25 protein-coding genes are annotated in these 22888 nt (G+C 63.8%); 13 read left to right on the top strand and 12 right to left on the bottom strand.

Annotation, left to right across the window (positions count from 1 at the left end; all coding sequences use genetic code 11):
* Positions 1-498, top strand: coding sequence for a GNAT family N-acetyltransferase (locus AC0L3L_RS26835; RefSeq protein WP_123147849.1), 498 nt, complete (start codon positions 1-3; stop codon positions 496-498).
* A gap of 149 nt (positions 499-647) precedes the next feature.
* Here AC0L3L_RS26835 and AC0L3L_RS26830 read toward each other — a convergent pair whose 3' ends face one another.
* The 3 genes from AC0L3L_RS26830 to AC0L3L_RS26820 all read right to left on the bottom strand — a co-directional run bounded on the left by AC0L3L_RS26830 (position 648) and on the right by AC0L3L_RS26820 (position 2940).
* Positions 648-854 carry a hypothetical protein gene (locus tag AC0L3L_RS26830; RefSeq protein WP_473639969.1) on the bottom strand — a complete coding sequence of 69 codons (207 nt, stop codon included), beginning with the start codon at positions 852-854 and terminating at the stop codon, positions 648-650.
* Between the two features lie 81 nt (positions 855-935).
* Positions 936-2567, bottom strand: a complete 1632-nt coding sequence (groL, locus tag AC0L3L_RS26825) for a chaperonin GroEL (protein ID WP_473639967.1) — start codon at positions 2565-2567, stop codon at positions 936-938.
* A gap of 58 nt (positions 2568-2625) precedes the next feature.
* Entirely contained in the window at positions 2626-2940 is a 315-nt protein-coding gene (locus tag AC0L3L_RS26820) for a co-chaperone GroES (protein WP_095493216.1), read from the bottom strand.
* 353 nt (positions 2941-3293) lie between these two features.
* On the opposite strand from AC0L3L_RS26820, the gene AC0L3L_RS26815 reads away from it, so the two are divergent.
* Together AC0L3L_RS26815 and AC0L3L_RS26810 are read left to right on the top strand one after the other, a co-directional pair.
* Positions 3294-3626, top strand: coding sequence for a hypothetical protein (locus AC0L3L_RS26815; RefSeq protein ID WP_473639965.1), 333 nt, complete (start codon positions 3294-3296; stop codon positions 3624-3626).
* Between the two features lie 23 nt (positions 3627-3649).
* Positions 3650-3919, top strand: a complete 270-nt coding sequence (locus tag AC0L3L_RS26810) for an usg protein (RefSeq protein ID WP_123147846.1) — start codon at positions 3650-3652, stop codon at positions 3917-3919.
* A gap of 98 nt (positions 3920-4017) precedes the next feature.
* On the opposite strand, the gene AC0L3L_RS26805 is transcribed toward AC0L3L_RS26810, so the two are convergent.
* Positions 4018-4275, bottom strand: coding sequence for a DUF982 domain-containing protein (locus tag AC0L3L_RS26805; protein ID WP_095493218.1), 258 nt, complete (start codon positions 4273-4275; stop codon positions 4018-4020).
* 171 nt (positions 4276-4446) lie between these two features.
* Positions 4447-4665, bottom strand: a complete 219-nt coding sequence (locus AC0L3L_RS26800; protein ID WP_425294096.1) for a hypothetical protein — start codon at positions 4663-4665, stop codon at positions 4447-4449.
* Positions 4666-4897: 232 nt separating this feature from the next.
* Here AC0L3L_RS26800 and AC0L3L_RS26795 point away from each other — a divergent pair, with 232 nt between their 5' ends.
* On the top strand, positions 4898-5362 hold the full coding sequence (locus tag AC0L3L_RS26795) for an Hsp20 family protein (protein WP_473488923.1): 465 nt from the start codon (positions 4898-4900) through the stop codon (positions 5360-5362).
* 58 nt (positions 5363-5420) lie between these two features.
* Positions 5421-5957 (top strand): Hsp20/alpha crystallin family protein, encoded by a 537-nt coding sequence (locus tag AC0L3L_RS26790; protein ID WP_123147844.1) that lies wholly within the window; start codon positions 5421-5423, stop codon positions 5955-5957.
* A gap of 308 nt (positions 5958-6265) precedes the next feature.
* Here AC0L3L_RS26790 and AC0L3L_RS26785 read toward each other — a convergent pair whose 3' ends face one another.
* The 6 genes from AC0L3L_RS26785 to AC0L3L_RS26760 all read right to left on the bottom strand — a co-directional run bounded on the left by AC0L3L_RS26785 (position 6266) and on the right by AC0L3L_RS26760 (position 12854).
* Complete coding sequence (locus tag AC0L3L_RS26785; protein ID WP_473639963.1) at positions 6266-7156, bottom strand: ribokinase; 891 nt, start codon at positions 7154-7156, stop codon at positions 6266-6268.
* A gap of 13 nt (positions 7157-7169) precedes the next feature.
* Positions 7170-8045, bottom strand: coding sequence for a MurR/RpiR family transcriptional regulator (locus tag AC0L3L_RS26780; protein WP_123147842.1), 876 nt, complete (start codon positions 8043-8045; stop codon positions 7170-7172).
* A complete protein-coding gene (locus tag AC0L3L_RS26775) occupies positions 8042-9019 on the bottom strand; it encodes an ABC transporter permease (RefSeq protein ID WP_473488926.1) in 978 nt (325 codons plus the stop codon). The genes AC0L3L_RS26780 and AC0L3L_RS26775 overlap by 4 nt, the downstream gene beginning before the upstream one ends.
* Before the next feature lie 16 nt (positions 9020-9035).
* Positions 9036-10580 carry a sugar ABC transporter ATP-binding protein gene (locus AC0L3L_RS26770; RefSeq protein ID WP_473639961.1) on the bottom strand — a complete coding sequence of 515 codons (1545 nt, stop codon included), beginning with the start codon at positions 10578-10580 and terminating at the stop codon, positions 9036-9038.
* Between the two features lie 184 nt (positions 10581-10764).
* Complete coding sequence (locus AC0L3L_RS26765; protein WP_473488928.1) at positions 10765-11823, bottom strand: sugar ABC transporter substrate-binding protein; 1059 nt, start codon at positions 11821-11823, stop codon at positions 10765-10767.
* 41 nt (positions 11824-11864) lie between these two features.
* Positions 11865-12854: a TIM barrel protein gene (locus AC0L3L_RS26760; RefSeq protein WP_473639960.1), complete on the bottom strand. Its 990-nt coding sequence runs from the start codon at positions 12852-12854 to the stop codon at positions 11865-11867.
* A gap of 247 nt (positions 12855-13101) precedes the next feature.
* Here AC0L3L_RS26760 and AC0L3L_RS26755 point away from each other — a divergent pair, with 247 nt between their 5' ends.
* Together AC0L3L_RS26755 and AC0L3L_RS26750 are read left to right on the top strand one after the other, a co-directional pair.
* Positions 13102-14220, top strand: coding sequence for a nucleotidyltransferase family protein (locus AC0L3L_RS26755; protein ID WP_473639958.1), 1119 nt, complete (start codon positions 13102-13104; stop codon positions 14218-14220).
* A 129-nt stretch (positions 14221-14349) separates the two neighbouring features.
* Positions 14350-15207: an AfsR/SARP family transcriptional regulator gene (locus tag AC0L3L_RS26750; RefSeq protein WP_473639956.1), complete on the top strand. Its 858-nt coding sequence runs from the start codon at positions 14350-14352 to the stop codon at positions 15205-15207.
* A 411-nt stretch (positions 15208-15618) separates the two neighbouring features.
* Here the strand turns inward: AC0L3L_RS26750 and AC0L3L_RS26745 are convergent, their stop codons facing one another.
* The gene (locus AC0L3L_RS26745; RefSeq protein ID WP_473639955.1) at positions 15619-16515 is read right to left on the bottom strand and encodes a LysR family transcriptional regulator; all 897 of its coding nucleotides are present in this window, start codon (positions 16513-16515) and stop codon (positions 15619-15621) included.
* 270 nt (positions 16516-16785) lie between these two features.
* On the opposite strand from AC0L3L_RS26745, the gene AC0L3L_RS26740 reads away from it, so the two are divergent.
* The 6 genes from AC0L3L_RS26740 to AC0L3L_RS26715 all read left to right on the top strand — a co-directional run bounded on the left by AC0L3L_RS26740 (position 16786) and on the right by AC0L3L_RS26715 (position 22888).
* Positions 16786-17520, top strand: a complete 735-nt coding sequence (locus AC0L3L_RS26740) for an SDR family NAD(P)-dependent oxidoreductase (RefSeq protein WP_473639953.1) — start codon at positions 16786-16788, stop codon at positions 17518-17520.
* Positions 17521-17723: 203 nt separating this feature from the next.
* A complete protein-coding gene (locus AC0L3L_RS26735) occupies positions 17724-18323 on the top strand; it encodes an NADPH-dependent F420 reductase (RefSeq protein WP_473639951.1) in 600 nt (199 codons plus the stop codon).
* A gap of 385 nt (positions 18324-18708) precedes the next feature.
* The gene (locus tag AC0L3L_RS26730) at positions 18709-19311 is read left to right on the top strand and encodes a CDP-alcohol phosphatidyltransferase family protein (protein WP_123148043.1); all 603 of its coding nucleotides are present in this window, start codon (positions 18709-18711) and stop codon (positions 19309-19311) included.
* A 24-nt stretch (positions 19312-19335) separates the two neighbouring features.
* Positions 19336-21117, top strand: coding sequence for a bifunctional alpha/beta hydrolase/class I SAM-dependent methyltransferase (locus AC0L3L_RS26725; protein WP_473639949.1), 1782 nt, complete (start codon positions 19336-19338; stop codon positions 21115-21117).
* A 2-nt stretch (positions 21118-21119) separates the two neighbouring features.
* Positions 21120-22463, top strand: a complete 1344-nt coding sequence (locus AC0L3L_RS26720) for a phosphatase PAP2/dual specificity phosphatase family protein (RefSeq protein ID WP_473639947.1) — start codon at positions 21120-21122, stop codon at positions 22461-22463.
* Positions 22460-22888, top strand: coding sequence for a hypothetical protein (locus AC0L3L_RS26715; RefSeq protein WP_473639945.1), 429 nt, complete (start codon positions 22460-22462; stop codon positions 22886-22888). Before AC0L3L_RS26720 ends, AC0L3L_RS26715 begins: the two co-directional genes overlap by 4 nt.

The raw sequence follows: 22888 nt of genomic DNA, 5'->3' as shown, positions 1-22888 counted from the left end.
ATGACTCAAATCAGGGCCATGACCGAACGGGACGTGCCGTCGGTGTCGCGGCTCCTTGGAGAGTCCTGGCGCCGGACCTACTCGCCAATCATCGGTGCCGAGACCACGGCACGCATCTCGGACGACTACCACGCGCCGCAGAAGATCGCGGCGGAACTGGCAGACGACAACAAGATGTCTTTCGTTGCGGAACGGCCGGACGGCTCTATCGCCGGCTACGCGATGGCCGAGATGGATGAAACCGGCAACGTCATGCTCGACCGGCTCCACATCGACAACAGCGAGTTCGGCACAGGGCTGGCCGCCGATATGCTGCACGCCGTCCTTGCCGCTCATTCGGGAATTCCCAGCATCGCGCTTGAAGTGATCGAGGGGAACGACCGGGCGCTGGCCTTTTATCGCAAGCACGGGTTCGAAGTGGTCGAGCGCAGGCCTTCGTCCCACGGCGCGGAAGGCCATGCGTCGTTTATCATGCGCAGGCCCTTGCCACGAGCTTAGGCGCGCGTGTTCCTGCGCTCGGCGCGCTTCGTCTTCCACTCAGGCCGGAGCATTAGTCGGCTGCGAACGCACCGCTCGCGACCGTCCCATTCGTCTGCGGTGCAAGAAGATCGTTGCGGCGGGCGAACGCCATGAAGGTCGCGCGCCGTCTACTCCTTGCCGGCTCCCAATCGCTGAGCCGACAGGAACATCAACGTATAGGCCGCCTTGCGACGGTCCCAGCCGGCCGACTCGACCGCGTCCAGCAATCCGTCGACAAGCGGCGCCAGCGCCGTCTTGCATTCCGTTTCATAGTTGAAATCGGTCTTGGAAAGGGTCGGCGCCGTGATCTTTTCAAAACTGTTCATCATGTCCATGGCAACACCTGTATATGATCCGCCAAGGCCGTGCCCGCCGAGAGAAGGCGGGCACGGCCGTTTGTCCTCAGAAGCCTGGCGTCAGTAGTCCATGCCGGCACCGGCAGGCATCGCCGGCGTGGCACCTTCTTTCTTCGGCTTCTCGGCCACCATCGCCTCGGTGGTCACCAGCAGGCCGGCCACCGACGCCGCGTCCTGGAGAGCGGCGCGCACCACCTTGGCCGGGTCGATCACGCCCTGCGCGTAGAGGTCGCCGAACTCGTTGGTCTGGGCGTTCCAGCCATAGCCGAATTCGGTCTTCTCTCGCAGCTTGCCGACGATGATCGAACCCTCGGCGCCGGCATTCTCGGCGATCTGGCGCACCGGCTGTTCGATGGCCCGACGCACGATCTCGACGCCGGTCTTCTGGTCGGGATTGTCGACGGCGACATTGTCGAGCGCCTTCGCCGCCCTGAGCAGCGCCACGCCGCCGCCGGGCAGTATGCCCTCCTCGACCGCGGCGCGGGTGGCGTGCATGGCGTCGTCGACGCGGTCCTTGCGCTCCCTGACCTCGATCTCGGTCGAGCCACCGACGCGGATGACGGCGACGCCGCCGGCGAGCTTGGCCAGCCGCTCCTGCAGCTTCTCACGGTCGTAATCGGAGGTGGTCTCCTCGATCTGCGCCTTGATCTGGCCGATGCGCGCCTGGATTTCATCCTTGCGGCCGGCACCGTCGACGATGGTGGTGTTCTCCTTCTCGATCAGCACCTTCTTGGCGCGGCCGAGCATCTCCAATGTGACGTTTTCGAGCTTGATGCCGAGATCCTCGCTGATTGCCGTGCCGCCGGTCAGGATGGCAATGTCTTCCAGCATGGCCTTGCGGCGGTCACCAAAACCCGGCGCCTTGACGGCGGCAACCTTCAGGCCACCGCGCAGCTTGTTGACGACCAGCGTCGCCAGCGCCTCGCCTTCGACATCCTCGGCGATGATCAGCAGCGGCTTGCTCGATTGCATTGCGGCTTCGAGCACGGGAAGCATGGCCTGCAGGTTGGACAGCTTCTTCTCGTGGATCAGCACATAGGGCTCTTCGAGCTCGACGCGCATCTTGTCCTGGTTGGTGATGAAATAGGGGCTGAGATAGCCGCGATCGAATTGCATGCCCTCGACCACTTCGAGCTCGGTCTCGGCGGTCTTGGCCTCCTCGACCGTGATGACGCCCTCATTGCCGACCTTTTCCATCGCTTCGGCGAGGAATCGGCCGATCTCGGCATCCCCATTGGCCGAGATGGCGCCGACCTGGGCGATCTCGTCGTTCCGGGTCACCTTGCGGGCATTGGCCTTGAGTTCAGCGACGATGGCGTCGACCGCCTTGTCGATGCCGCGCTTCAGGTCCATCGGATTCATGCCGGCGGCAACCGCCTTGGCGCCTTCCTGGACGATCGACTGAGCCAGAACGGTCGCGGTCGTTGTGCCGTCGCCGGCGACGTCGCTTGTCTTCGACGCCACCTCGCGCACCATCTGCGCGCCCATGTTCTCGAACTTGTCCTCAAGCTCGATTTCCTTGGCGACGGTAACGCCGTCCTTGGTAATGCGCGGGGCGCCGAACGACTTGTCGAGGATGACGTTGCGGCCCTTGGGACCGAGCGTCACCTTCACCGCATTGGCAAGGATATCGACGCCGCGCAACATCTTCTCGCGGGCTTCGGTATGGAATTTCACATCCTTGGCAGCCATTGGATAACTCCTTCAAATAGGCAGCTTTTCGTTGACTGATTGCTTGTCCAGGCCCCGCTCAGGCGGCCTTCTGCATCTTGTCGGTCGATTCGATCACGCCCAGCACGTCGCTTTCCTTCATGATGAGCAGGTCCTCGCCGTTGAGCTTGATCTCGGTGCCCGACCATTTGCCGAACAGGATGCGGTCGCCGACCTTGACGTCGAGCGGCTGCAGCTGGCCGCTATCGTCACGCGCCCCGGGCCCGGCGGCGATCACCTCGCCTTCCTGCGGCTTTTCCTTGGCAGTGTCGGGAATGATGATGCCGCCGGCGGTCTTCTCATCGACCTCGATGCGGCGGACCAGGATACGGTCATGCAATGGGCGGAACGCCATGTCGTTCTCCTCACAGGACAAACAGATTTTCTTGGACCTCCCTTCGCAGCCGACCGGTACAATGGCCGATGCGACGGTGCGCGACCCCTGCTCAGGCATCACGCGCATATCGAATTAGTCTGCCGATTCAGGCTTTCAAGAGGACGTCGAAAAAATTTTAGCACTCGCCGTGGTCGAGTGCCAACGCACCGTAATAGCGCACTGTAATTATGGCGCTATTCCAGGATTGAAACGACGGATGTGGCTTGAAACCGCGCCGCAACCCTCCAACGTCGTCGTCGACCGCGGCACCGCCTGCCGGCCGGCCGGAACCGATGAGGAAGCGGACGCGTTTTTGCATGCGGAGGATGGCGATGGAACGCGATGCCCCAACGATTTCGATTGCACCGGAAGATCCCGCTCTCGGCCGGCTGCTCGATCCGGAGCGGCATTTCGATCGTCCACAGGACGTGCTGGCCGACGCGACGCTGGACGTCGGTGAAAAGCGCGCGATCCTGTCGTCATGGGCCTCCGATGCCTGCGCGGTCGAATCCATGCCGGCGCTGCGCAAGCCGCCCGGCGCCAAAGCTCCAATCGCCTTTGAAGAGATCATGGACGCGCTGCAGGCACTCGATGGCGCAGGTCCATCTCAAGGCGCCGGCGCCGGCCGAAGCCGCCACGGCGGGCCCCACCGCGTCGGCGCCTGATTTACGACAGAAAGGAGACGTGCATGGTCAGCAACGAGTTCCAGCTCCAGATGCAGGGTTTTGGCCTGACGACGGCGGAGATTCATTATCGTCTTCCCGACTACCGGGACCTGCTGCAGCTCTTCATCTGGCAGGAATACGACATCGCCCCGGATTTCCCGACTCTGAAGCATTTCCTCGAATTTTGGGAACGTGAGATCGAAGGCCCGCTGCATTCCGTGCGCGTCGCCCATCACCGTCTGATCCAGCCCTCCGAATGGCGGGCGGTGGACGGTGTTATTACGCTGCAGTGAGACAGGGAGGGGCGGCGCTTTTCATGAAAGGCGCCGCCTCTGCAGCATAGCGCGTCCGCCCCTGCTTCAGGTTCATTGGCGTTCAGGTGGATTGATATTCAGGTGGATTTACGCCCCGTGACAAGCAGTCCGGCCGTGCGAGCCGCCTTGACGAAGGCAGTGCGAGCCTCGCGGGCGGTGCGCCAGCCGTCGAGCGCGTCGCGGCAGGCGCGATAGGCTGCGCGCCAGTTCCGGCCGCGCGCCCGGTCCGGCCATTGCTGCATGCATTCGATGGCTTCCCAGCTGCTGGCGACCTTGCGCTCTCCGACGGATTGGAGCTTGAGCGTGATCGGCTCGGAAAATGGGACGTCGTTCATCACTTCCTCCTTCTTTCTGTTTTTTAGAGCAAGTAACATCCTCGATTAAGCAGGAGGCAGCCCGATCGGCGCCGATGGACGAGATGGTTCGTCTGCCTGCGCGCTTCAAGACCCTCCCCGTCTCCAGCCCTGCTTGCCCCAGACCCCTGCCCCTGCCGACGTAACGGCCGGCTATATGTCGTCGTCCGGCGGTTCGAGAAGCCCGATCAGCGTCGCCACCCTTGCCGACGGCAGAGGGCGGCCCTCATTCACCAGCGCCTCATCGGCACCGACCCAGGCAAAGGCCTCGCGCAACTCTTCGATCGTCGCGCCGGTCGAGGCGATGTCGGCGATGATGGCGTCGTCCACCGGGCCCAGCACCGAAATGATATCGTCGCGTGTCATGGTCATGATATCCTCCATGCGGCGTGCCGGCGCGACCCTCAAATGACGGTTGAAACCGGCATTGCCAGTACAATCTGGCAACAAAAAAATCTGGCTGCGGGACAGAATCTGGGTCTTGATTTCGGCCTGACAATAACCAAATCCAAATTGCCGGTTGCCGAACGGGACCGGCAGAACCCAGGGAGCGCCAAGCTCTTTGGCGTCCCTCGTACTATGTTGCTCCATGGAGGATGTAGCTATGAGAACCGCATTCGACTTTTCCCCGCTCTATCGGTCGAGCATCGGTTTCGACCGTATCTTCACCCTGCTGGAAAACGCGCCTCAGGCAGTCGAAACCTGGCCGCCTTATGACATCGAGCGAAGCGACGAGAACACCTATCGTGTGAGGATCGCCGTCGCCGGCTTTTCCGAGAACGATCTCGACATTAGCCACGAGCCGAACCTTCTAATCGTCTCGGGCGAGCGCAAGGAACAGGACGAGGTGGAATATCTCCATCGCGGCCTTCCGGTGCGACCGTTCACACGGCGCTTCGAGCTTGCCGATCACATGACGGTCACCGGCGCCTCGCTCAACAACGGCCTGCTGACGATCGACCTCGTGCGCGAAGTGCCCGAGGAGATGAAGCCGCGTCGCATCGCGATCGCCAAGGACGACGACGCGCGGAAGGCCGGGCAGGTCGAGAAGCCGAAGCAGGCCGCCTGAGCGAAGGCGATCTCTGGCGTTCGCCTTTGGCGCAACCAGTCGAGAAAGGAGAACAGCAATGGCTATTCGTGATCTCATACCCTGGGGCCGGGAGAACAGTCCGGTTCCCAGCTTCTATCGTGACGAGGAGCGCGACCCGTTCATGGCGTTGCATCGCGAGATGAACCGCCTGATCGACGACGCGTTCCGCGGCTTCGAAACGCGCATGCCTTCGCTCAGCGGATTTTCGTCGGCGCGCGGCAGCTGGCCGAGCGTCGAAATCGCCGACGGCGAGAAGGAGATCCGCGTGACCGCGGAAATTCCTGGCATGGACGAAAAGGACGTCGAGGTGATGCTCGATGACGGTGTGCTGACGCTGCGCGGCGAGAAGCGCTCCGAGACCGAGGACAAGGACAGGCAGTTCTCCGAGCGGTTCTACGGCCGCTTCGAGCGCCGCATCCCGCTCGGCTACGAGGTCGAGGAGGACAAGGTGAACGCCGCCTTCCATAACGGCGTGCTCACCGTGACGCTGCCCAAGACGGAGCGCGCACAGTCGAAAGCCAAGCGCATCGCCATCAGTGGCGGTGCCGCCAGCCCCGGCAAGAGCAAGCACTGACGACATCGGCAGCCGGACGCGCAAGCGCCCGGCTGCGCAGGCCCGCGCTCTCCGCCAAAGGCGTGGGCTTCATTTGTTTGGCCGATGCGCCTGACGGCGCGAAGGCCGCATATTGAGTATCTACGGAGCATTTAGTAGCAGCGTCGCTACCGTGGCGTTCCTGGCGCCCAGGCTACGGAAGCCCGTCATCCCTTGGGGTGGCGGGCTTTCGTATCAATTGTCGAACTTTATCGGCCTGTCGGAGCCGAGCGAAAAGTCCTCGCCATCCGCTTCTTGTCGCCTGTCACGGGCGGAGGCGGCCATCCGTCTCAGATCTCCTCGCGCTCGCGTTCCGGCGTGGCGACCAGCACGGCCGCGGCGGTGTTGGCGGCGGCGAGGGCAGCCTCGACCTGATGCCCACGGGCAAGGCCTGCCGCGAACGCGCCGACGAACTCGTCGCCGGCGCCATGGGTGCTGACGACCTTCACCGGGATGGCCGCCAGCACGAACGCCTGGCCGTCGCGGTCGCAATAGGCAACGCCCTCCCCGCCGGCCGTGACGATCGCGGCCGGATAGAAATCGGCCAGCATGCGTGCCGCCTCGGCAGCCCCCTCGAGCGTGTCGACGACCGGAATGCCGGCCAGGAATTCCGCCTCGATGGCGTTGACGATGACGATATCGGTAAGTGCGATCAGTTCGCCGGACAGTTTTCGGGCGGGTGCGGCGTTGAGCACGACGCGCCCGCCATGCGCCTTCACCGCCCGCGCCGCGGCAATGTTGGCGGCTTCCGGCACCTCGTTCTGCAGCAGCAGAACCGACGTTTGCGCAATCACATCAGTAGCTTCCGCGACGTCTTTCTTGCCCAAGGTGAGATTGCTGCCTGACACGATCACCGCGCCATAATCGCCGCCGTCGTCGAAAATCGCCACGCTCATGCCGGAGCCGGCGCCAGCCGCGACCCGCACGAAGCGGCTGTCGACGCCGCAGCGGTAGAGATTGTCGAGAAGCACGCGGCCGAAATCGTCATCGCCGACGGCGCCGATCATCGCCGAGCCCACGCCGGCTCGCGCCACCGACACTGCCTGGTTGCCGCCCTTGCCGCCGCATTTCGGCTGCCAGGCATGGCCGGTCACCGTTTCGCCCTTGCGCGGGCGGTCAGGCGCTTCGACCATGATGTCGTAATGCAGGCTGCCGAACACGGTGACCAGCGGAGCCGTCATGTACCCCAATCTTTCATGAGCCCTTGTCCCGACGTTTCGACGTCACCGCCGACATGGTGCGGCCGAGATTGCGCTCCGCCGCCTGATAGTCGCGCTGCGCCACCGCGACGAACAGCGCATCGAGAATGTTGAGCTGGGCGATGCGCGCCGCAGCGTTCTCGCCCATCAGCGGCGAGCCCTGCGCTGTCGAGCACAGCACGATGTCTGCAACGGCGGCCAGCGGCGAGTTGTCGTAGTTGGTGATCGCCAGCGTCCGCGCCCCGCTCTTGCGGGCGAGATGGATGGCATCGATGACGGCGCTGGTATTGCCCGAATGCGAGAAGCCGACGGCGATGTCGTCGGCGCCGAGCAGCGAGGCCGACATCAGCATCATGTGCGAATCGTCGTAGACCGATGCGCGGATGCCGATGCGCAGGAATTTGTGCGACACGTCGCGCGCGATCTGCGCCGAACCGCCGACGCCATAGAAATCCCGGTTCTTGGCGCGGTAGAGAAGATCGGCGGCGCGGTCGAAATCGTCCATGTCGAGGATCGCCAGCGTTTCCTCCAACGCCTGGATGGAGGTGCGGAACACTTTTTGGACGATCTCGGCCGAACTGTCGTCGGCCGACAGCTCCTGGTGCATTTCTGCGGTCGGCAGGCGGCTATACTCATAGACCGCGGTGCGGAAGTCGCGGTAGCCGGAAAAACCCAGCTTCTTGGCGATCTTGACCACCATCGCCTCCGACACGCCGGCCTCTTCGGCGATCTGCTTGAGCGGAATGGTCTCGTCGAAGCCGCGCCGTCCGAAGACGGTTTCCACCACCTTCGCCTCGAGCGGCGTCAAATGCGGCATCATCATGCGGATCCGCGGTCCTACTGCTTTCAGATCCAGGCTGGTCAAGGTCATCCACGTCCCCTCGTCACGCGATCGATAAGCATCGCGGCAAGGATTATAAGACCAGTTGCCAGGAGCTGATAGAAGGACTGGACATTCATCAGCGTCAGGCCGTTGCGCATGGTGCCGAGAATGACGGCGCCCAGGATGGTGCCGACCACGCTGCCCTTGCCGCCCATAAGCGAGGCGCCGCCGATGGCCGCCGCGGCAATCGCATCGAGCTCCCAGAGATTGCCGAGAATGGGCTCGGCGGCACCCAGCCGGCCGATCAGGATCTGCGCGGCAAGGGCCGCCAGCAGACCCGAAATCATGTAGGCGGCTATCTTGGTGCGGGCGATCGGCACGCCTGCTATGTAGGCGGCCTCCTCATTGCCGCCGACGGCGAGCAGATATTCGCCGAACGGCGTCTTCTTGAGGATGATCCATGCGATCAGCGCGACCACGGCCACGATGATGACCGCCAACGGCAATCCGAACAGCGAGCCGTTGAAGATGGTGCGGAAGCCGGCAGGCAGGCCGAGCACCGGATTGCCGCCGGTATAGATCAGCGCCAGCGCCCGGTAGGTGCTGAGCGTTCCCAGCGTGACGATGAAAGGCTGCAGTCCGACATAGGCGACCAGCACGCCGTTGAGCAGCCCGCAGACGAGGCCGATGGCGAAGCCGGCGGCGATGGCCAGCGGAAACGGCACGCCGGCAACCAGCATCGAGGCCGAGATGACGGCCGAAAGGGCCGCCGTCGGCCCGACCGACAGATCGATGCCGCCCGAGATGATCACCAGCGTCATGCCCAAGGCCAGGCAGGCATTGATGCTCGACTGCTGCAGGATGTTGATCAGGTTGCGCTCGGCAAAGAAGCCCGGGACCAGCGCACCGAAGACGGCGAGGATCACGACCAGGCCGATCAGCGTCCCGGCGTCGCGCACGGAAAACCGGTGCAGGAATTCAGCCCTTGGGCGCGCTGCTGTGTGTTCGGTTATATCAGTCATCCGCTGGTCCTGTCCGTTATGCACCGGCCCGATGGCCTTGCGCCTTGCCGGCCCCTGCGCCTTGCCGGCCTTGAGTCTCCGATTGGGGTATGGCGTGCGCCGCGATCGCCTGTTCGTTGAGATCGGACCGGTCGATTGCGGCGGCGACCGTGCCGTCGCGCATGACCAGCACGCGGTCGGCGAGCCGGATCACCTCGGGAAGCTCGGACGACACGACGACGACCGAATGGCCTTCGGCGGCGAGCTCCTCGATCAAATGATAGATCTCCGCCTTGGCGCCGACATCGATGCCGCGCGTCGGCTCGTCGAACAAAAGGATGCGCGTTCCCGCCGCCAGCCAGCGGCCGATGATCGCCTTCTGCTGGTTGCCGCCGCTGAACAGCCGGATCGGCCGGTCGAGCAGGAATGGCCTGAGATTGACCCGCTTCATCTTCTCGGCCGCGACCCGCTTCAGCCTGGTGTGATCGATGACGCCGCGCGGTGCGAACACGCCCATCGACGCCAGCGCCATATTGCTGGAGATCGACCGTAACGGCACGATGCCTTCGCGCTTGCGCTCCTCCGGCACCAGGCCGATGCCGGCGGCGATAGCGTCGCGCGGATTGGAAAGTTTGATCGCCTTGCCGTCGATGTCGACCGTGCCTGATGAGGCGCGGTCGGCGCCGGCCAGCAGCCGCAGCAGTTCGGTGCGGCCCGAGCCGACCAGGCCGGCAATGCCCAGCACCTCGCCGCGATGCAGGTCGAACGAGACGTCATGGACCTTGGATGCCGAGGCGAGGCCACGCACGCTCAGCCTTACTTCGCTGGAAGCGTGCGAGCGGTGCTGTTCCTGGGCAAGCTCGCGGCCGACCATCATCGAAACGACGGCTTTTTCCGACATCTGCGCGAGATCGACGGATCCGACCACGACACCGTCGCGCATGATTGTGGCGCGTTGGCAGATGCCGAACACCTCGTCCAGCTTGTGCGAGACATAGACAACCGCGACACCGTCGCGCGCCAGTCCGGCAATGACTTCGGCCAGGCGCTCGAACTCGCTCGGCGTCAGGCTCGATGTCGGCTCGTCCATCGCCACGATGCGCGCCCGATCGAGCAGCGCCCGGGCGATCTCGACGATCTGCCGCTGCGCGACCTTCAGGCTGCCGAGCGGTCCACCCGGATCGATGGTCGGATCGAGGGCGGCAAGGGCTTCCGCAGCGCGGCGTTCCTGCTCGCGCCGTGCGACGAAGATGCCGCCGCGCGTCAGCGGATGACCAAGGAACATGTTCTGGGCGACGCTGAGGTGCGGCACCTGCTGCAATTCCTGATGGATCATGGCAACGCCCGCGGCGCGCGCGGCGACCGGATTGTTCAGCATCAGCGGCCTGCCGTCGATCAGCACGCTTCCGGCTGTCGGCCGGTAGACACCAGACAGGATGCGCAGCAGCGTCGATTTGCCGGCGCCGTTCTCACCGAGCAGGCCATGGATTTCGCCGACGCCGACCGAAAAGGACACATCGCTCAGCGCCCGCACGGCCGGAAACACCTTGGAAATGCCCTCGAATTGCAGCCGAGGTGACATTGGTTCGTTCTCCAAGCGATCTCTCAAAGACCCCTCACCCAGCCTCCGCTTCGCTCGGCTGACCTCTCCCCGAGGGGAGAGGAGATCGCCAGCGTCGGCGCCCTGCTCTTCTCCCCAGCGGGGAGAAGGTGGCCGCGAAGCGGCCGGATGAGGGGGGTGCAACAGCCCCGGTTGTTGCCCCGTCTTAGTTGCCCGCCGCCGCGTCCTCGAGCAGCGCCTTGCGCACGGCGTCGCCGGCGCCGGAATAGCGGTCGGCATTGTCCTTGGTGATCAGCGCCTGCGGCGTGGCGACGACGCGCGGCAGCTTCTGCCCGGCCACCAGTCGCAGCGCCGATTCCAGCGCCACCTCGCCGGTCAGCACCGGGAAACTATCGACGGTGCCGGTCAGCTCGCCGGCGCGGATCGAGGTATACGCGTCGGAGATGCCGTCGGTGCCGAAGACGGCGACCTTGTCCTGCAAGCCGGCGGCCTTGACCGCCTCGACGATGCCCAGCGCCATACCGTCATTGTTGGCATAGAAGCCGATCAGGTCGGGGTGCTGCTGCAGGATGTTGGTGGCCGCGTCGTAGGATGTCTGGCGATCCCAGTTGCCGGGCACGCTGGCGACGACCTCGAACTTCCCGGCCTCGGTGATCGTGGTTTTGAAGCCATCCGTGCGCTGGACGGCGGCATAGACGCCGGCCTGGCCTTCGACGATGGCGACCTTGCCGCCATCCGGCCGGTTCTTGATGAACCATTTGGCGACGCGCACGCCATTGTCGCGCTGGACATTGCCGACATAGTGCTCAGCCTGCGGGATGACCGCGTCATTGACGTTGACCACCGGCACGTTGGCGGACTTGGCCTGTTCCATGATCGGCTGCAGGTTGGAGTCGGTCTGCGGCGAGACGAGAAGCACGTTGTAGCCTTGTGTGACCAGGCCTTCGGCGATGGTGAGCTGGCCGAGCTGGTCGCCCTCGCTCTGCGCCGCCTGGTAGACGACCGGAACGGCGACGCGGTCGCCGAACGACTTGTAGCCCTCACCCAGCGAGCGCCAGTATTCGTTGGTCAGCGTCTTGGAGACGGCGCCCGCCTTGGTGCCCTCGGGCAGCTTGGGGAAAGCACCGAACTTGGCCTCGAGCTGCGACCAGTCGATGCGATCCTGCTCGGTGTCGGAGTTGAGCGGCGCGAGGTCCGCGGAAAATGCCGAACCGATGGACAGCGCCATCAGGCCAGCGGCAGCGGTGGCAAGCAGAAATTTCATGGTCTTTCCTCCCTTGTTGAAAAACGGCGACGGCGCCGGCGTCAGCTGTCCGGCCCGAGCATGGCTTCCTGAATGATGGCTTGCGATGCGACCGCGTCCTGACGATCGACGGCGGTGGACAGGCGGTTGTCCTTTTCCAGCCGATCGACAACGCGCAGCATGCGTTTGACTGTGGCGATGTTGACTTCGCATTCGTGGACCGGATCGAGCCCGGTCATGTCGGGAAACGTGTCGAAGTAGATGGCGCCGGCGTAGCCGTCGCGGAGGATCTGCCTGAGCAGCTCGATCGTCTGCAGCGTGTGCACCGCGCCGACCATCAGGCCGTCGTCGCGCTTGCCGTAGCCGTCGTTGAGATGGACGCCCAAGAGCTTGCTGTGGCGCGCGACCAGTGCTGCGGCAAAGGCCGGCTGCTCGTCGGCGTAGAGCACATGGGCGAAATCAAGCGTCACGCCGAGATTGGGCAGTCCGATCTCGCGGATCGCCAGCAATGTCGTCGCCGCGTCGGGCATCAGGCTGTAGGAGCGCGGCTCGTTGGGCTTGTATTCCAGGCTGATCTGGCAGTCGGGATCATGCGCCGCCACTTCACGAATACCGTCTATCTCGTGTTGCCACAGCGTCGCGTAGTCGGCCTGGAAGGCATAGTCAAAGCCATCCTGGCCGAGCCACAGCGTCATCAGATTGGCGCCGGCCTCACGCACGGCGTCAATGCCGGCCTTGGTTAGGTCGATGGCTTCGCGGCGAACTGCGGGATCTGGATTGGTGAAGGCGCCGAGCTTGAAAGCCGGGTTGGAGTAGTAGCGCATGGCGAAGCCATTGATCGAAAGCCCGGCATCGCCGAGTTTTCGCGCCATTTCCGCAGGTTTTTCATCGACATGGTCGGGAAAGTTGAGGTCAAGGTCGGTCAGCCCCGCAACCTTCGCCGCACGCGCCGCCATCTGCAGCATGGACGGCTTGTCGACAAGATCAGGCCATTCGGCCTGTGGTCGCGAGGCAAAGGAATTCAGGCGTGTGGCGAAACGACTGGTTGTCATGGATGACCCTTTTGGTGGACATAACTTCACATGTTTTAATTTACTTGTAAAGTATAGAGCACTGTTTAATTCAATCGTGGGAGACGGGGGCCTGGGAAGAGACGAACTGCTGGCGCGCGATTTGACCCGCATCCACGGATGCCTTGAGCGCAGTTGTTACCGCTTTCGCGAAAGCGGTAACAATTTATGATGACGGTGGCGACGAAATTGTGTTATTACCCTTTTCGCGAAAACGGTAACAACTCATATGCAGCAGATTCCCCATACATACCAGACGCTCTATTCCGAGCTGGCGCAGCGGTCGTTGGATGCCTCGTTCTCGACGGAATTCAACGTCGGCGGCCGCTTTGTCACAGCCGAGGTGAAAGGCCGCCGTTACTGGTATCTCGACCTGCCGAACCCTGACGGCGGCAAAACACGCACATATGTCGGCCCCGTCGACGATCCCGAAATCACCAGGAGGGTCGAAAACTTCAAGGACCTGAAAGCCGACATCAAAGAGCGGCGAAAACTGGTTTCGACACTCATTCGCGAGGCCTACCTGCCACGGCCGGAAAGGAAGACCGGCGACATTGTCCAGGCGCTCGCCGAAGCCGGTTTCTTCAGGCTTCGTGGCGTCCTGGTCGGTACCGTCGCCTATCAATGCTATCCAGCCGTCCTTGGCGTTCGCCTGCCCAGTACGTCGATGGTCACGGGAGATGCCGATTTTGCGCAGTTTCATTCGATCTCGACGGCCGTCGATGACAAGATGCCACCCGTGCTCGATACGTTGAGGAAAGTCGACCCGACTTTCCGGGAGATTCCGCACCAGGCTGACGGCCGCTTCACCACGCAATATTCTTCCCGCTCCGGATACAAGGTCGAATTCCTGACTCCGAACACCGGTTCGGCCGACTACGAGGGTCGTCCAACATCCATGCCCGCGCTTGGTGGCGCGTCGGCGCAGCCCCTGCGGTTTCTCGATTTCCTGATATACGAGCCGATCCGGGCCGTTCTCCTTCACGGTGCCGGCGTGCCGGTGAACGTGCCGTCGCCCGAACGGTACGCCATCCACAAACTCATCGTCGCCAGCCGCCGTCGGACGGACAGCGACGGCACCGCCAAGAGCCGCAAGGACAAGATGCAGGCTGCAACCATCATGGAAGCCATGATCGAACAACGGCAGTCGGAAGACCTGGCCGATGCTTTCATGGAGGCTTACGACCGCGGCCCGGCCTGGAAGGATGCCATACGCAGGAGTCTATCCCAGGTTGACAAGGGCGCGCGCGAAACCGTCCTGCCGGCGCTGGCCCGCGCTATTCGAAAACTGGAAAGAGACCCTTCGGAATTCGACCTTGAAGACGTGGCGACCGCGCCGAAACGATAGCGCCTCGCGAATAGTAAGGTTCCGGGCAGTAGGCGCCGACCATCAAGTAAATTTACACAGAGCAGTATCGCGGGTAAAATTGCTTGCAAGCGATCGGCGTCCCAAATGAAGGGCCCACTGAAGATCAAGGTGCTCGGCGAATTGGTGGTCCTGCGGGGCGCCCGGGAGATCGCGCTGCCACCGTCGAAGAAAACGCGCGCCCTGCTCGCCTACCTAGTGGTGGCGAACCGGCGTCAGCGGCGCGATCATTTGTGCCGAATGTTCTGGGAGGTGCCTGACGATCCAAGAGCTTCGCTGAGATGGAGTCTCTCGAAGCTAAGGCACATCATCAACCAAAACGGTGACGAGGGCTGCCTGAAGGCCGATCGAGAGAGCGTGCTTTTCGACACCGCCAAGCTTGATGTCGATTTGCCGCAAGTCGCCCACATGACGGCGGACGAGGTACGCTTTCTCGACACCTCACGCCTGGTAACCCTGGCCGCCATGTTCCGGGGGCAGTTCCTTGAAGATCTGGAACTACCGCGCTGCCCGGTGTTCGAGGCTTGGCGCACATTCCACAGCGACGCACTGGATCGCACCAGATCGATGATCCTGCAGGCGCTTGTCGAGCGGCTGCGCAGCGATCCTGAACGGGCCCTTTCCTACGCCGAAATGCTGCAGTCTCTGGACCCGGCCAACAAGCAGGTTTCATTGGAGATAAGATCCCTCGAGGCTTCGGCTCCCGGCAATGGGCGATCACATCCTCAAGACATGTCCGACGAGCACCGCTTCCTGGTACCCCGAGACCGGACACGCACCCTTCATCGAGGACTCCTCTCGTTTCAACCGCGAACTCGCCCGACTCGTGCGCAGAGCGACGACATCATAGCTGACGATAGCGGACATTTCGCGCCAAGGCTTCTCAATCGGACCAGGCCGTCGTGTCTGCTATTGGCGGCGCATTGCGGACGTAAGGCTCGACGCGGCGAATTTCCGTCCGGGTTTTGAACGCGGCCTGCGTATCAGCACCACGCCTCCCACTCGATTGTTCTGAAGCATCATAACGCATTGATCCATCGAGGAAAATTTTTCCGCTGACGACGAAGAACCGTATCCCGGATCCGTCAGAAATTCTCGCTCTTGAATTCAAAGGAGAATTTCGGCGATCCGCGATTTGCTCGGTTTCAAAGACTATCGATATCGGTTGGTCTATTTTCCTCGGAGTTCTCCGCAAAAGCGGCGTCTCCAGCCTGCCAAAAAGACCGTCAGCGATGGTGAAGTCCGTCGCCGTCAGTAGTGTGGCCCTCCCGCCGGTTGCGATACGGCGCAACATTCGCGGATTGAACGACGCCGCTTCAAGCGATCGCAGCTCGGCTTCCGACCGGATTACGGCAAGCGTCGCCGGCGACCTGCTGCGCATCAGTCGCGCGATACAGACAGCCCCGCGAGAAGCGGAGCGTACGCGGCGAGCCTGCGGGATACGAACTCAGTGAAGAGCCGCACGCGCTTCGTCTTGCGTGTCTCCCCCTGCGTGAGAAGCCAGAGCGTTCCATGCATGTGCAGGTCGGTGCCCGGCACCCTTACCAGTAGGGGGTCGGCATCTCCGACGAAGCACGGCAGTGTCGTCATCCCGAGCCCTTGCCGTACTGCAACGATCTGCGCCTCGCCGTCCGTGGTCCTGAACGGAGCCCCCGTGGTACGAACCTCACCCTCGCGGGCCCAGTCCGGGATGCCATGAAAGCTTATGACGATCCACCGGATGGGATCAGGCGCACCCGCACGCCACGCGGCTAGTCGATCGCGAGACATGTAGACGCCGCTGAACAGCTCCGGTCCCTTCAGGCCGTGAAGATTGAGCGGCAGGGTTTTGCGGTCGTAAACGACGCGGATCGCGACATCGGCCTCTCGGTTGGTCAGATTTGCCAACTCGCCGGACGACAAGATTTCCATCTCGATGTCCGGATGCAGAAGCGCAAACTCAGCGAAGTCGGGCATGAGCAGGTGCGTCGCGAGGGTCGGCGCCAGTGTCACCCGCAAGAGTCCCCGTACGCTCTGATCGCGCCCGAAGATTCGCGTCTCCAGCCGGTTCGACGACGCCTCCATCTGCTCCGCGAACTCGAGGACCTCCTCGCCCGCAGCCGTCAGGCGGTAGCCCGAAGGAAGCTTTTCGAACATCTGCGCCCCCAGGCGTTCCTCGAGCTGAGCGATGCGTCGCAGCACGGTCGAGTGATTCACCCCGAGGCCCTCGGCGGCGGCCCGCACTGAGCCTCCGCGCGCGACGGCAAGAAAGTAGCGAACGTCATCCCAGTCGATCATGGTGCAATCCGGCACCGCGCGGTGCGCGCCTTCCAAAGCCCGCATCTAGCACATCGAACAGCAGTACGGGCGGTTATCCTAGCCTATGTCGACGAACGAGGCCCCATTCCGAACGGCGGACACCGATCGTCGCGGCTGGCGTCAGTCGTCCAGCCGGATCGATTTCGCACCACCGATGTGCGCGCTTCCGCACTCAACAACTGACGCCGGCGGACCCATTTCGAGGTTCTCGGAGGCAGATGCTGTCCCGACACCACGAAAGGAGAAGTCATGGGAAAGCTTGAGGGCAAGGTTGCAGTCATCACGGGTGGATCGAGCGGCATGGCGCTGGCGAGCGCCAAGCGGTTCGTTGAAGAAGGCGCCTACGTTTTCATCACGGGCCGGAGGCAGGAGGCGCTCGACGAGGCCGTCAAGCTGATTGGCCGGGACGTGACCGGCGTGCGCGGCGACGCGGCCAATCTCGACGACCTCGACCGCCTGTTCGATTCAGTCAAGCGGGAAAAGGGCAAGATCGACGTCCTGTATGCGAGCGCTGGCACGGGCGAAGCCGTCCCACTGGGCGAGATTACCGAGCAGCATTTCGATGCGACCTTCGGCCTGAATACGCGCGGCACGCTGTTCACGGTGCAAAAGGCGTTGCCGCTGTTCAACGATGGCGGATCGATCTTCATGACCGGATCAGTTGCTTCGGTGAAAGGTTTTCCTGGTTACAGCGTGTATGCGGCGAGCAAGGCGGCGTTGCACGCATTCGCACGCGGGTGGCTCAACGAGCTGAAGGGCAGGAATATCCGGGTGAACGTGCTGCACCCGGGGCCGATCGCCACACCGATGCAGGACCAAGTTCTCGACGAGGAGGGGAAGCGGATGTTCGAAGCCCTGATCCCGCGGGGAAAGATGGGGCGTCCTGAGGAAATTGCGACGGCCGCGCTGTTTCTTGCTTCAGACGATTCGAGCTTCGTGAATGGGCTGGAGTTGTCCGTCGACGGAGGCTTCTCGGCCATCTGAAATCGCGCCGGATCGCGGCAAGTGGCTTATCGGCGGGAACTAGCATGTCCATGGTGGAACGACTTCCGCGCTGAACGGTCGGCCCGGCCGCGCGGAAGTCGTTCACAACGGGATGTCTACGCAAAGGTCGCCACACAGCAGAACGGATAACCCAGCGCCGTTGAAGGCGGGGAATGAATATCAACACGGATCGGAGAAGCATTATGAGCTACGCAATTGTAGGATTCGGTAAGATAGGCCAGGCCCTCGCCCACGCCTTCGCCCGTAAAAACATCGACGTGACCGTCGCGAGCCGCCGTCCGCCCGAGGCGTTGGCGCCACAGGCTCGGGCGATCGGACCCACGGTCGTCGCCAAGTCTCTGCAGAATGCAGTCGAGGCCGACACGATCATCTTGGCAATCCCGTTCTGGGAACACCGCGAGGTTGCGAAGGCTCTGCCGAGCTGGGAAGGCAAGACAGTCATCGACGCGACGAACGTGTTTCCAGTCCCTGAAGAGCTGGACGGTCTCCCGTCCTCCGCCTTCATCGCGAAGGCGTTCACCGGCGCCAAGCTCGTCAAAGGGTTCAATCACCTGATTGCGGCCACCCTGGCTGCCGATCCGATCGTCGAGGGCGGCCACCGGGTCGTCTTTCTGTCGAGCGACGACGAGGGCGCGACCGCTCCCGTGGCGGCTTTGGCCAAACAACTCGGGTTCGCACCCGTCAAGCTGGGAAAGCTCAACGAGGGTGGCGCGCTGGTGCACGCACGCGGCCGCACTTGGGGCCAGCTGATCTTCCAGGATTTGTTCAAGAAGGAGCAGTAATCGATCTATGACCGTGTGATCGACGCCGAGAACTGGTCGCGCGCGCTAACTTCTTCGAGCAGCGCGCGACCGAATATTTGAAGGCCACAAAGTCGCGAAGGTTGGGGTGGGCCTGACGACGTATGGGCGCCGTTCGAAAAGCGGGGAGACGCCCGACAGAGCGGCAGATCTGCAGGTCGCCTAGAATCTATCGACTGCTATCGATGGCCTAGGATTCGCTCGAGTGTCCTCTGCTATCCGATACTACTCCACGGTACTCCCTTCACTCCCACTAGAATATCGAGCCCGCCGTCAACAGCTTGGTCATGCTCGCCGCCCTTGCGTCTTGCCCGCCAATTGACCATGCTCGCCGACGTTAGTTGCACCGCGGCCGGGGGGTTCGCACATGCCGACGCTCTATGCGCTCAAACCGGCCTTTCAGGCGAAGCTGCGGCCGCTCGCCGACCGGCTGGCCGGGGCCGGCGTCACCGCCAACCAGATCACGCTGCTGGCTGCCGCCCTGTCGGTTGCCACCGGCGTTGTGGTCGCGGCCCTTGCCGGCCATCGCGCGGTCTTCCTGCTGATGCCGGTGGTGCTGTTTGCGCGCATGGCGCTGAACGCCATCGACGGGATGCTTGCGCGAGAACATGGCCAGGCCTCCAAGCTCGGCATGTATCTTAACGAACTCTGCGACGTCGTTTCCGACCTGGCGCTGATCCTGGCCTTTGCCGCTCTCTTCCCTGCCTGGGGCGTCGTCGCCTTTGCCGTCACAGCAGTGCTTGTGGAATTCGCCGGCGTGCTCGGCATCGCGGCGGGCACGGGGCGCAATTATGCCGGGCCGTTCGGCAAGAGCGACCGGGCGCTGGCGCTCGGTATCATCGCCTTTCTCATCGCCTGCGGCCTGTGGGTGGACGCGATCACGCCGTTTGTGTTTCCGGCCTTGGCTACACTCTCGCTGGTGACCGCCATCAACCGGATACGCAGCGGGCTTAACGGGAGCGGTGACTGAAATTCCGGTCGCCAGGGGAACAACATGCTTCATGAACCAACGATTGCCGCTTCCGCAAGTGAGCAGCGGGTGGCGCAGGAGCGCACCTTCCGCACGCATGACGGCACCGAGATCTTCTATCGCTATTGGCCGGCACTAACCGAACACGGCAAAAGCGCGGTCCTGCTGTTCCACCGTGGCCACGAGCATGGCGGCCGCATGGCGCATCTGGTCGATGAACTCGACATGCCCGGCCATGCCTTCTACGCCTGGGACGCGCGCGGCAATGGCCGCTCGGCCGGCGAGCGCGGCTATGCGCCGTCCTTTGCAGCACTTGTGCGCGACATCGATTGTTTCGTGCGCGAGATCGGCAGAGACGGGTTCGGCCAACGCGACATCGCATTGATCGCACAATCCTTCGGCGCCGTGCTCGCCGCCGCCTGGGTGCATGATTATGCGCCCGACATCCGCGCACTGGTGCTGGCCTCGCCGGCCTTCTCGGTCAAGCTCTACGTGCCCTTCGCCAAGCAAGGCATTGCGCTGTGGCAGAAGATCAAGGGCCGCTTCTTCGTCAATTCCTACGTCAAGGCCAAGTTCCTGACGCATGACCCCGAGCGCATCGCCTCCTTCGAGGCCGATCCGCTGATCACGCGGCCGATCGCCTCCAACATCCTCGTCGAGCTCTACGACCACGCCGCGCGTATCGTCGCCGACGCCCGCGCCATCACCGTGCCGACGCAATTGCTGATCTCCGGCAGCGACTGGGTGGTGCGGCATGGACCGCAGCACGAGTTCTTCGTCAATCTCGCCAGCCCGGCCAAGGAGCGGCATGTGCTGCCCGGCTTCTTCCACGACACGCTCGGCGAACGCGACCGCCGCAAGGCACTCGACCTGATCAAGCCGTTCCTCGAAAGACAGTTCGCGACGCCGGAGAAGCCGCTCGACCTGACCACGGCCGACCGCGCCGGCTACACACGCGACGAGGCCGACCGGCTGGCCTCGCCGCTCGCCCCGCTGTCACCGAAAGGCCTGTACTGGGCAATGAGCCGCGCCTCGATCCGCATGGGCGCGTGGCTGTCGTCAGGCATGAAGACGGGGATTGCCACCGGCTTCGATTCCGGCTCGACGCTCGACTATGTCTACGAGAACCAGGCGCGGGGCACCGGTCCGCTCGGCCGCATGATCGACCGCACCTTTCTCGACGCCATTGGCTGGCGCGGCATCCGCCAGCGCAAGCTGCACCTGGAAGAGCTGATCGGCGGCGCCGCTGAGACGCTGAAGACCGCCGGCCGACCGGTCCATATCGTCGATATCGCCGCCGGCCACGGCCGCTACGTGCTCGACGCCGTCGCCAAATGCACTGAGCCGCCGGCCAGCGTGCGGCTGCAGGATTTCTCCGAGCTCAACGTTTCACTCGGCTGCAAGCTGATCGCCGAGCGGCACCTGCCGACCAGCATCTCGTTCCATCAGGCCGACGCCTTCGACGCCCAAATGCTTGCCGGGCTGGAGCCGGCGCCGGACCTCGCCATCGTCTCCGGGCTTTACGAATTGTTTGCCGACAACGCCATGATCGCCCGCTCGCTCGGCGGGCTGGCCAAGGCGATGCAGCCGGGCGGGCTGCTTCTCTACACCAACCAGCCCTGGCATCCGCAGCTCGAAATGATCGCGCGCAGCCTGACCTCGCATCGCGGCGGCCAGGCCTGGGTGATGCGCCGGCGCACCCAAGGCGAGATGGACCAGCTGGTGGCGGCGGCCGGCTTCGAGAAGCTCGACCAGCGCATCGACCAGTGGGGCATCTTCACCGTCTCGGTCGCGCGGCGCGCCTGAGCATGGTCTTGCCTGCCCTTGGCCCTGCCGATGCCCCTGCCCCTTCTGGCTCCGCGCGCGAGCCGTACGCCGGCATCGTGCTGCGGGCGGCGCTGTGGCTGGGGTTTTTGGCACCGTTCTTCTACGCGACCTACGGCTTCGCCAACTGGCTGGCGTCGCAGCGCGACGATGTCGGCAGCATCGTCTTTGCCTGGGAGCGCGGCATCCCGTTCATCGCCTGGACGATCGTGCCCTATTGGTCGATCAACCTGTTCTACGGCCTGTCGCTGCTGCTCAACGATACCAAGCGCGGCGTCGACCGTCTTGCCGGCTGCTATCTCACGGCGCAAATCGTCGCCGTCGCCTGCTTCATCCTGTTCCCGCTGACGGCGACCTTCGTGCGGCCGCAGACATCAGGCCTGCCAGGCTTCATGTTTGCGGTGCTCGGCGGCTTCGACAAGCCGTTCAACCAGGCGCCATCGCTGCACATCGCGCTGCTGATCATCATCTGGGATCATTGGCGCGGTCGGCTCAAAGGCATGGCCACCGTCTGGCATGCCTGGTGTTTGCTGATCGGCGCCTCGGTGCTGACGACGTGGCAGCACCATGTCATCGACATCCCGACCGGCGCTTTGCTCGGCTTCTTCGCCCTGTGGCTGTTTCCGCGCGATGGCGAATTGCCGTTCGCCGGCTTTCAGCTAACCGCCGACGCCAGGGCCAGGCGGCTGGCTCGGTCCTACGCGCTTGGCACAGCCCTTGTGCTGGCCGGCGCCGTTGCCGGCGCCTTCGTCTCGGCGCTGTGGCTGATCCTGCTGTGGCCGGCGCTGGCGCTGGCCATCGTCGCCTTCGCCTATGCCGGGGCCGGCGCCAGAGTGTTCCAGAAGACGGCCGACGGCAGCGTCTCGCTGGCCAGCCGTGTCTTGCTGCTGCCCTACCGGCTTGGCGCCAGGATCAATAGATGGGCATGGACGCGCAAGCTGCCGCCGCATGTCGCCATTGCCGACGGCGTCTTCCTCGGCCGCTTTCCCACCGCCGCCGAGGCCGACGCCTTCGGCACGGTGATCGACCTTGCCGGCGAGCTGGAACGGCCGCGCGGCGTCACCAGCCGCTGGACTGCTATCGCCATGGTCGACCTTTTGCCGCCACCGCCAGAGGCGCAAGCGCAAGCGGTGGCGGCGATCGAGGCGGCCCGCGGCCACGGCACGGTGCTGGTCTGCTGCGCGCTCGGCTTCCAGCGCAGCGCCGGCGTCGTCGCCGAATGGCTGGTTGCCACCGGCCGCTCGCCAACGCCGGCGCAGGCGCACAAGCGGCTCGCGGCATCGGGCCGGCCGGTGCATCTTCGGATCGCGGTGGATGAGCCGGCATGAGTGCCCATCGAGACAAGGCCGAAGCTTTCGCCGCCGGGCTGATGACGCAGGCGGTGTGGCCGCTGCTTTTGGTGCTGGCCGCATTGACGGCCGCGCCGGTCATTGCCGTGGCAGCGGCGCCGCAGGCGACGATGCTGGCGGCGGCGGCCTGGCTGGTCGCGGCAGCGAGCGGCGTGGTCACCCTCGCCCTCTCGGCCCTGCTTACCTTCGACGCACTGCTGTTCTGGCTGATGGCGAGCCACATCAGCGAGGCCGCCGGCGGAGCCTCGGTCGACGACGTGCTGGCGCGCATGCGCGTCAAACCGGCCGCTGCCGGCATCCGCTCGCTCGACCGGCGCATCGCGGGCACGCAGCGCCTGCTGATGAAGCAGCGCATCGCGCTCGGCCTGTTTATGACGGCATCCGCTGTCGCCTTGTCCTTCTGA

This window comes from Mesorhizobium sp. WSM4849 (assembly GCF_055811385.1).
This window is presented reverse-complemented; position numbering and strand designations above follow the sequence as displayed.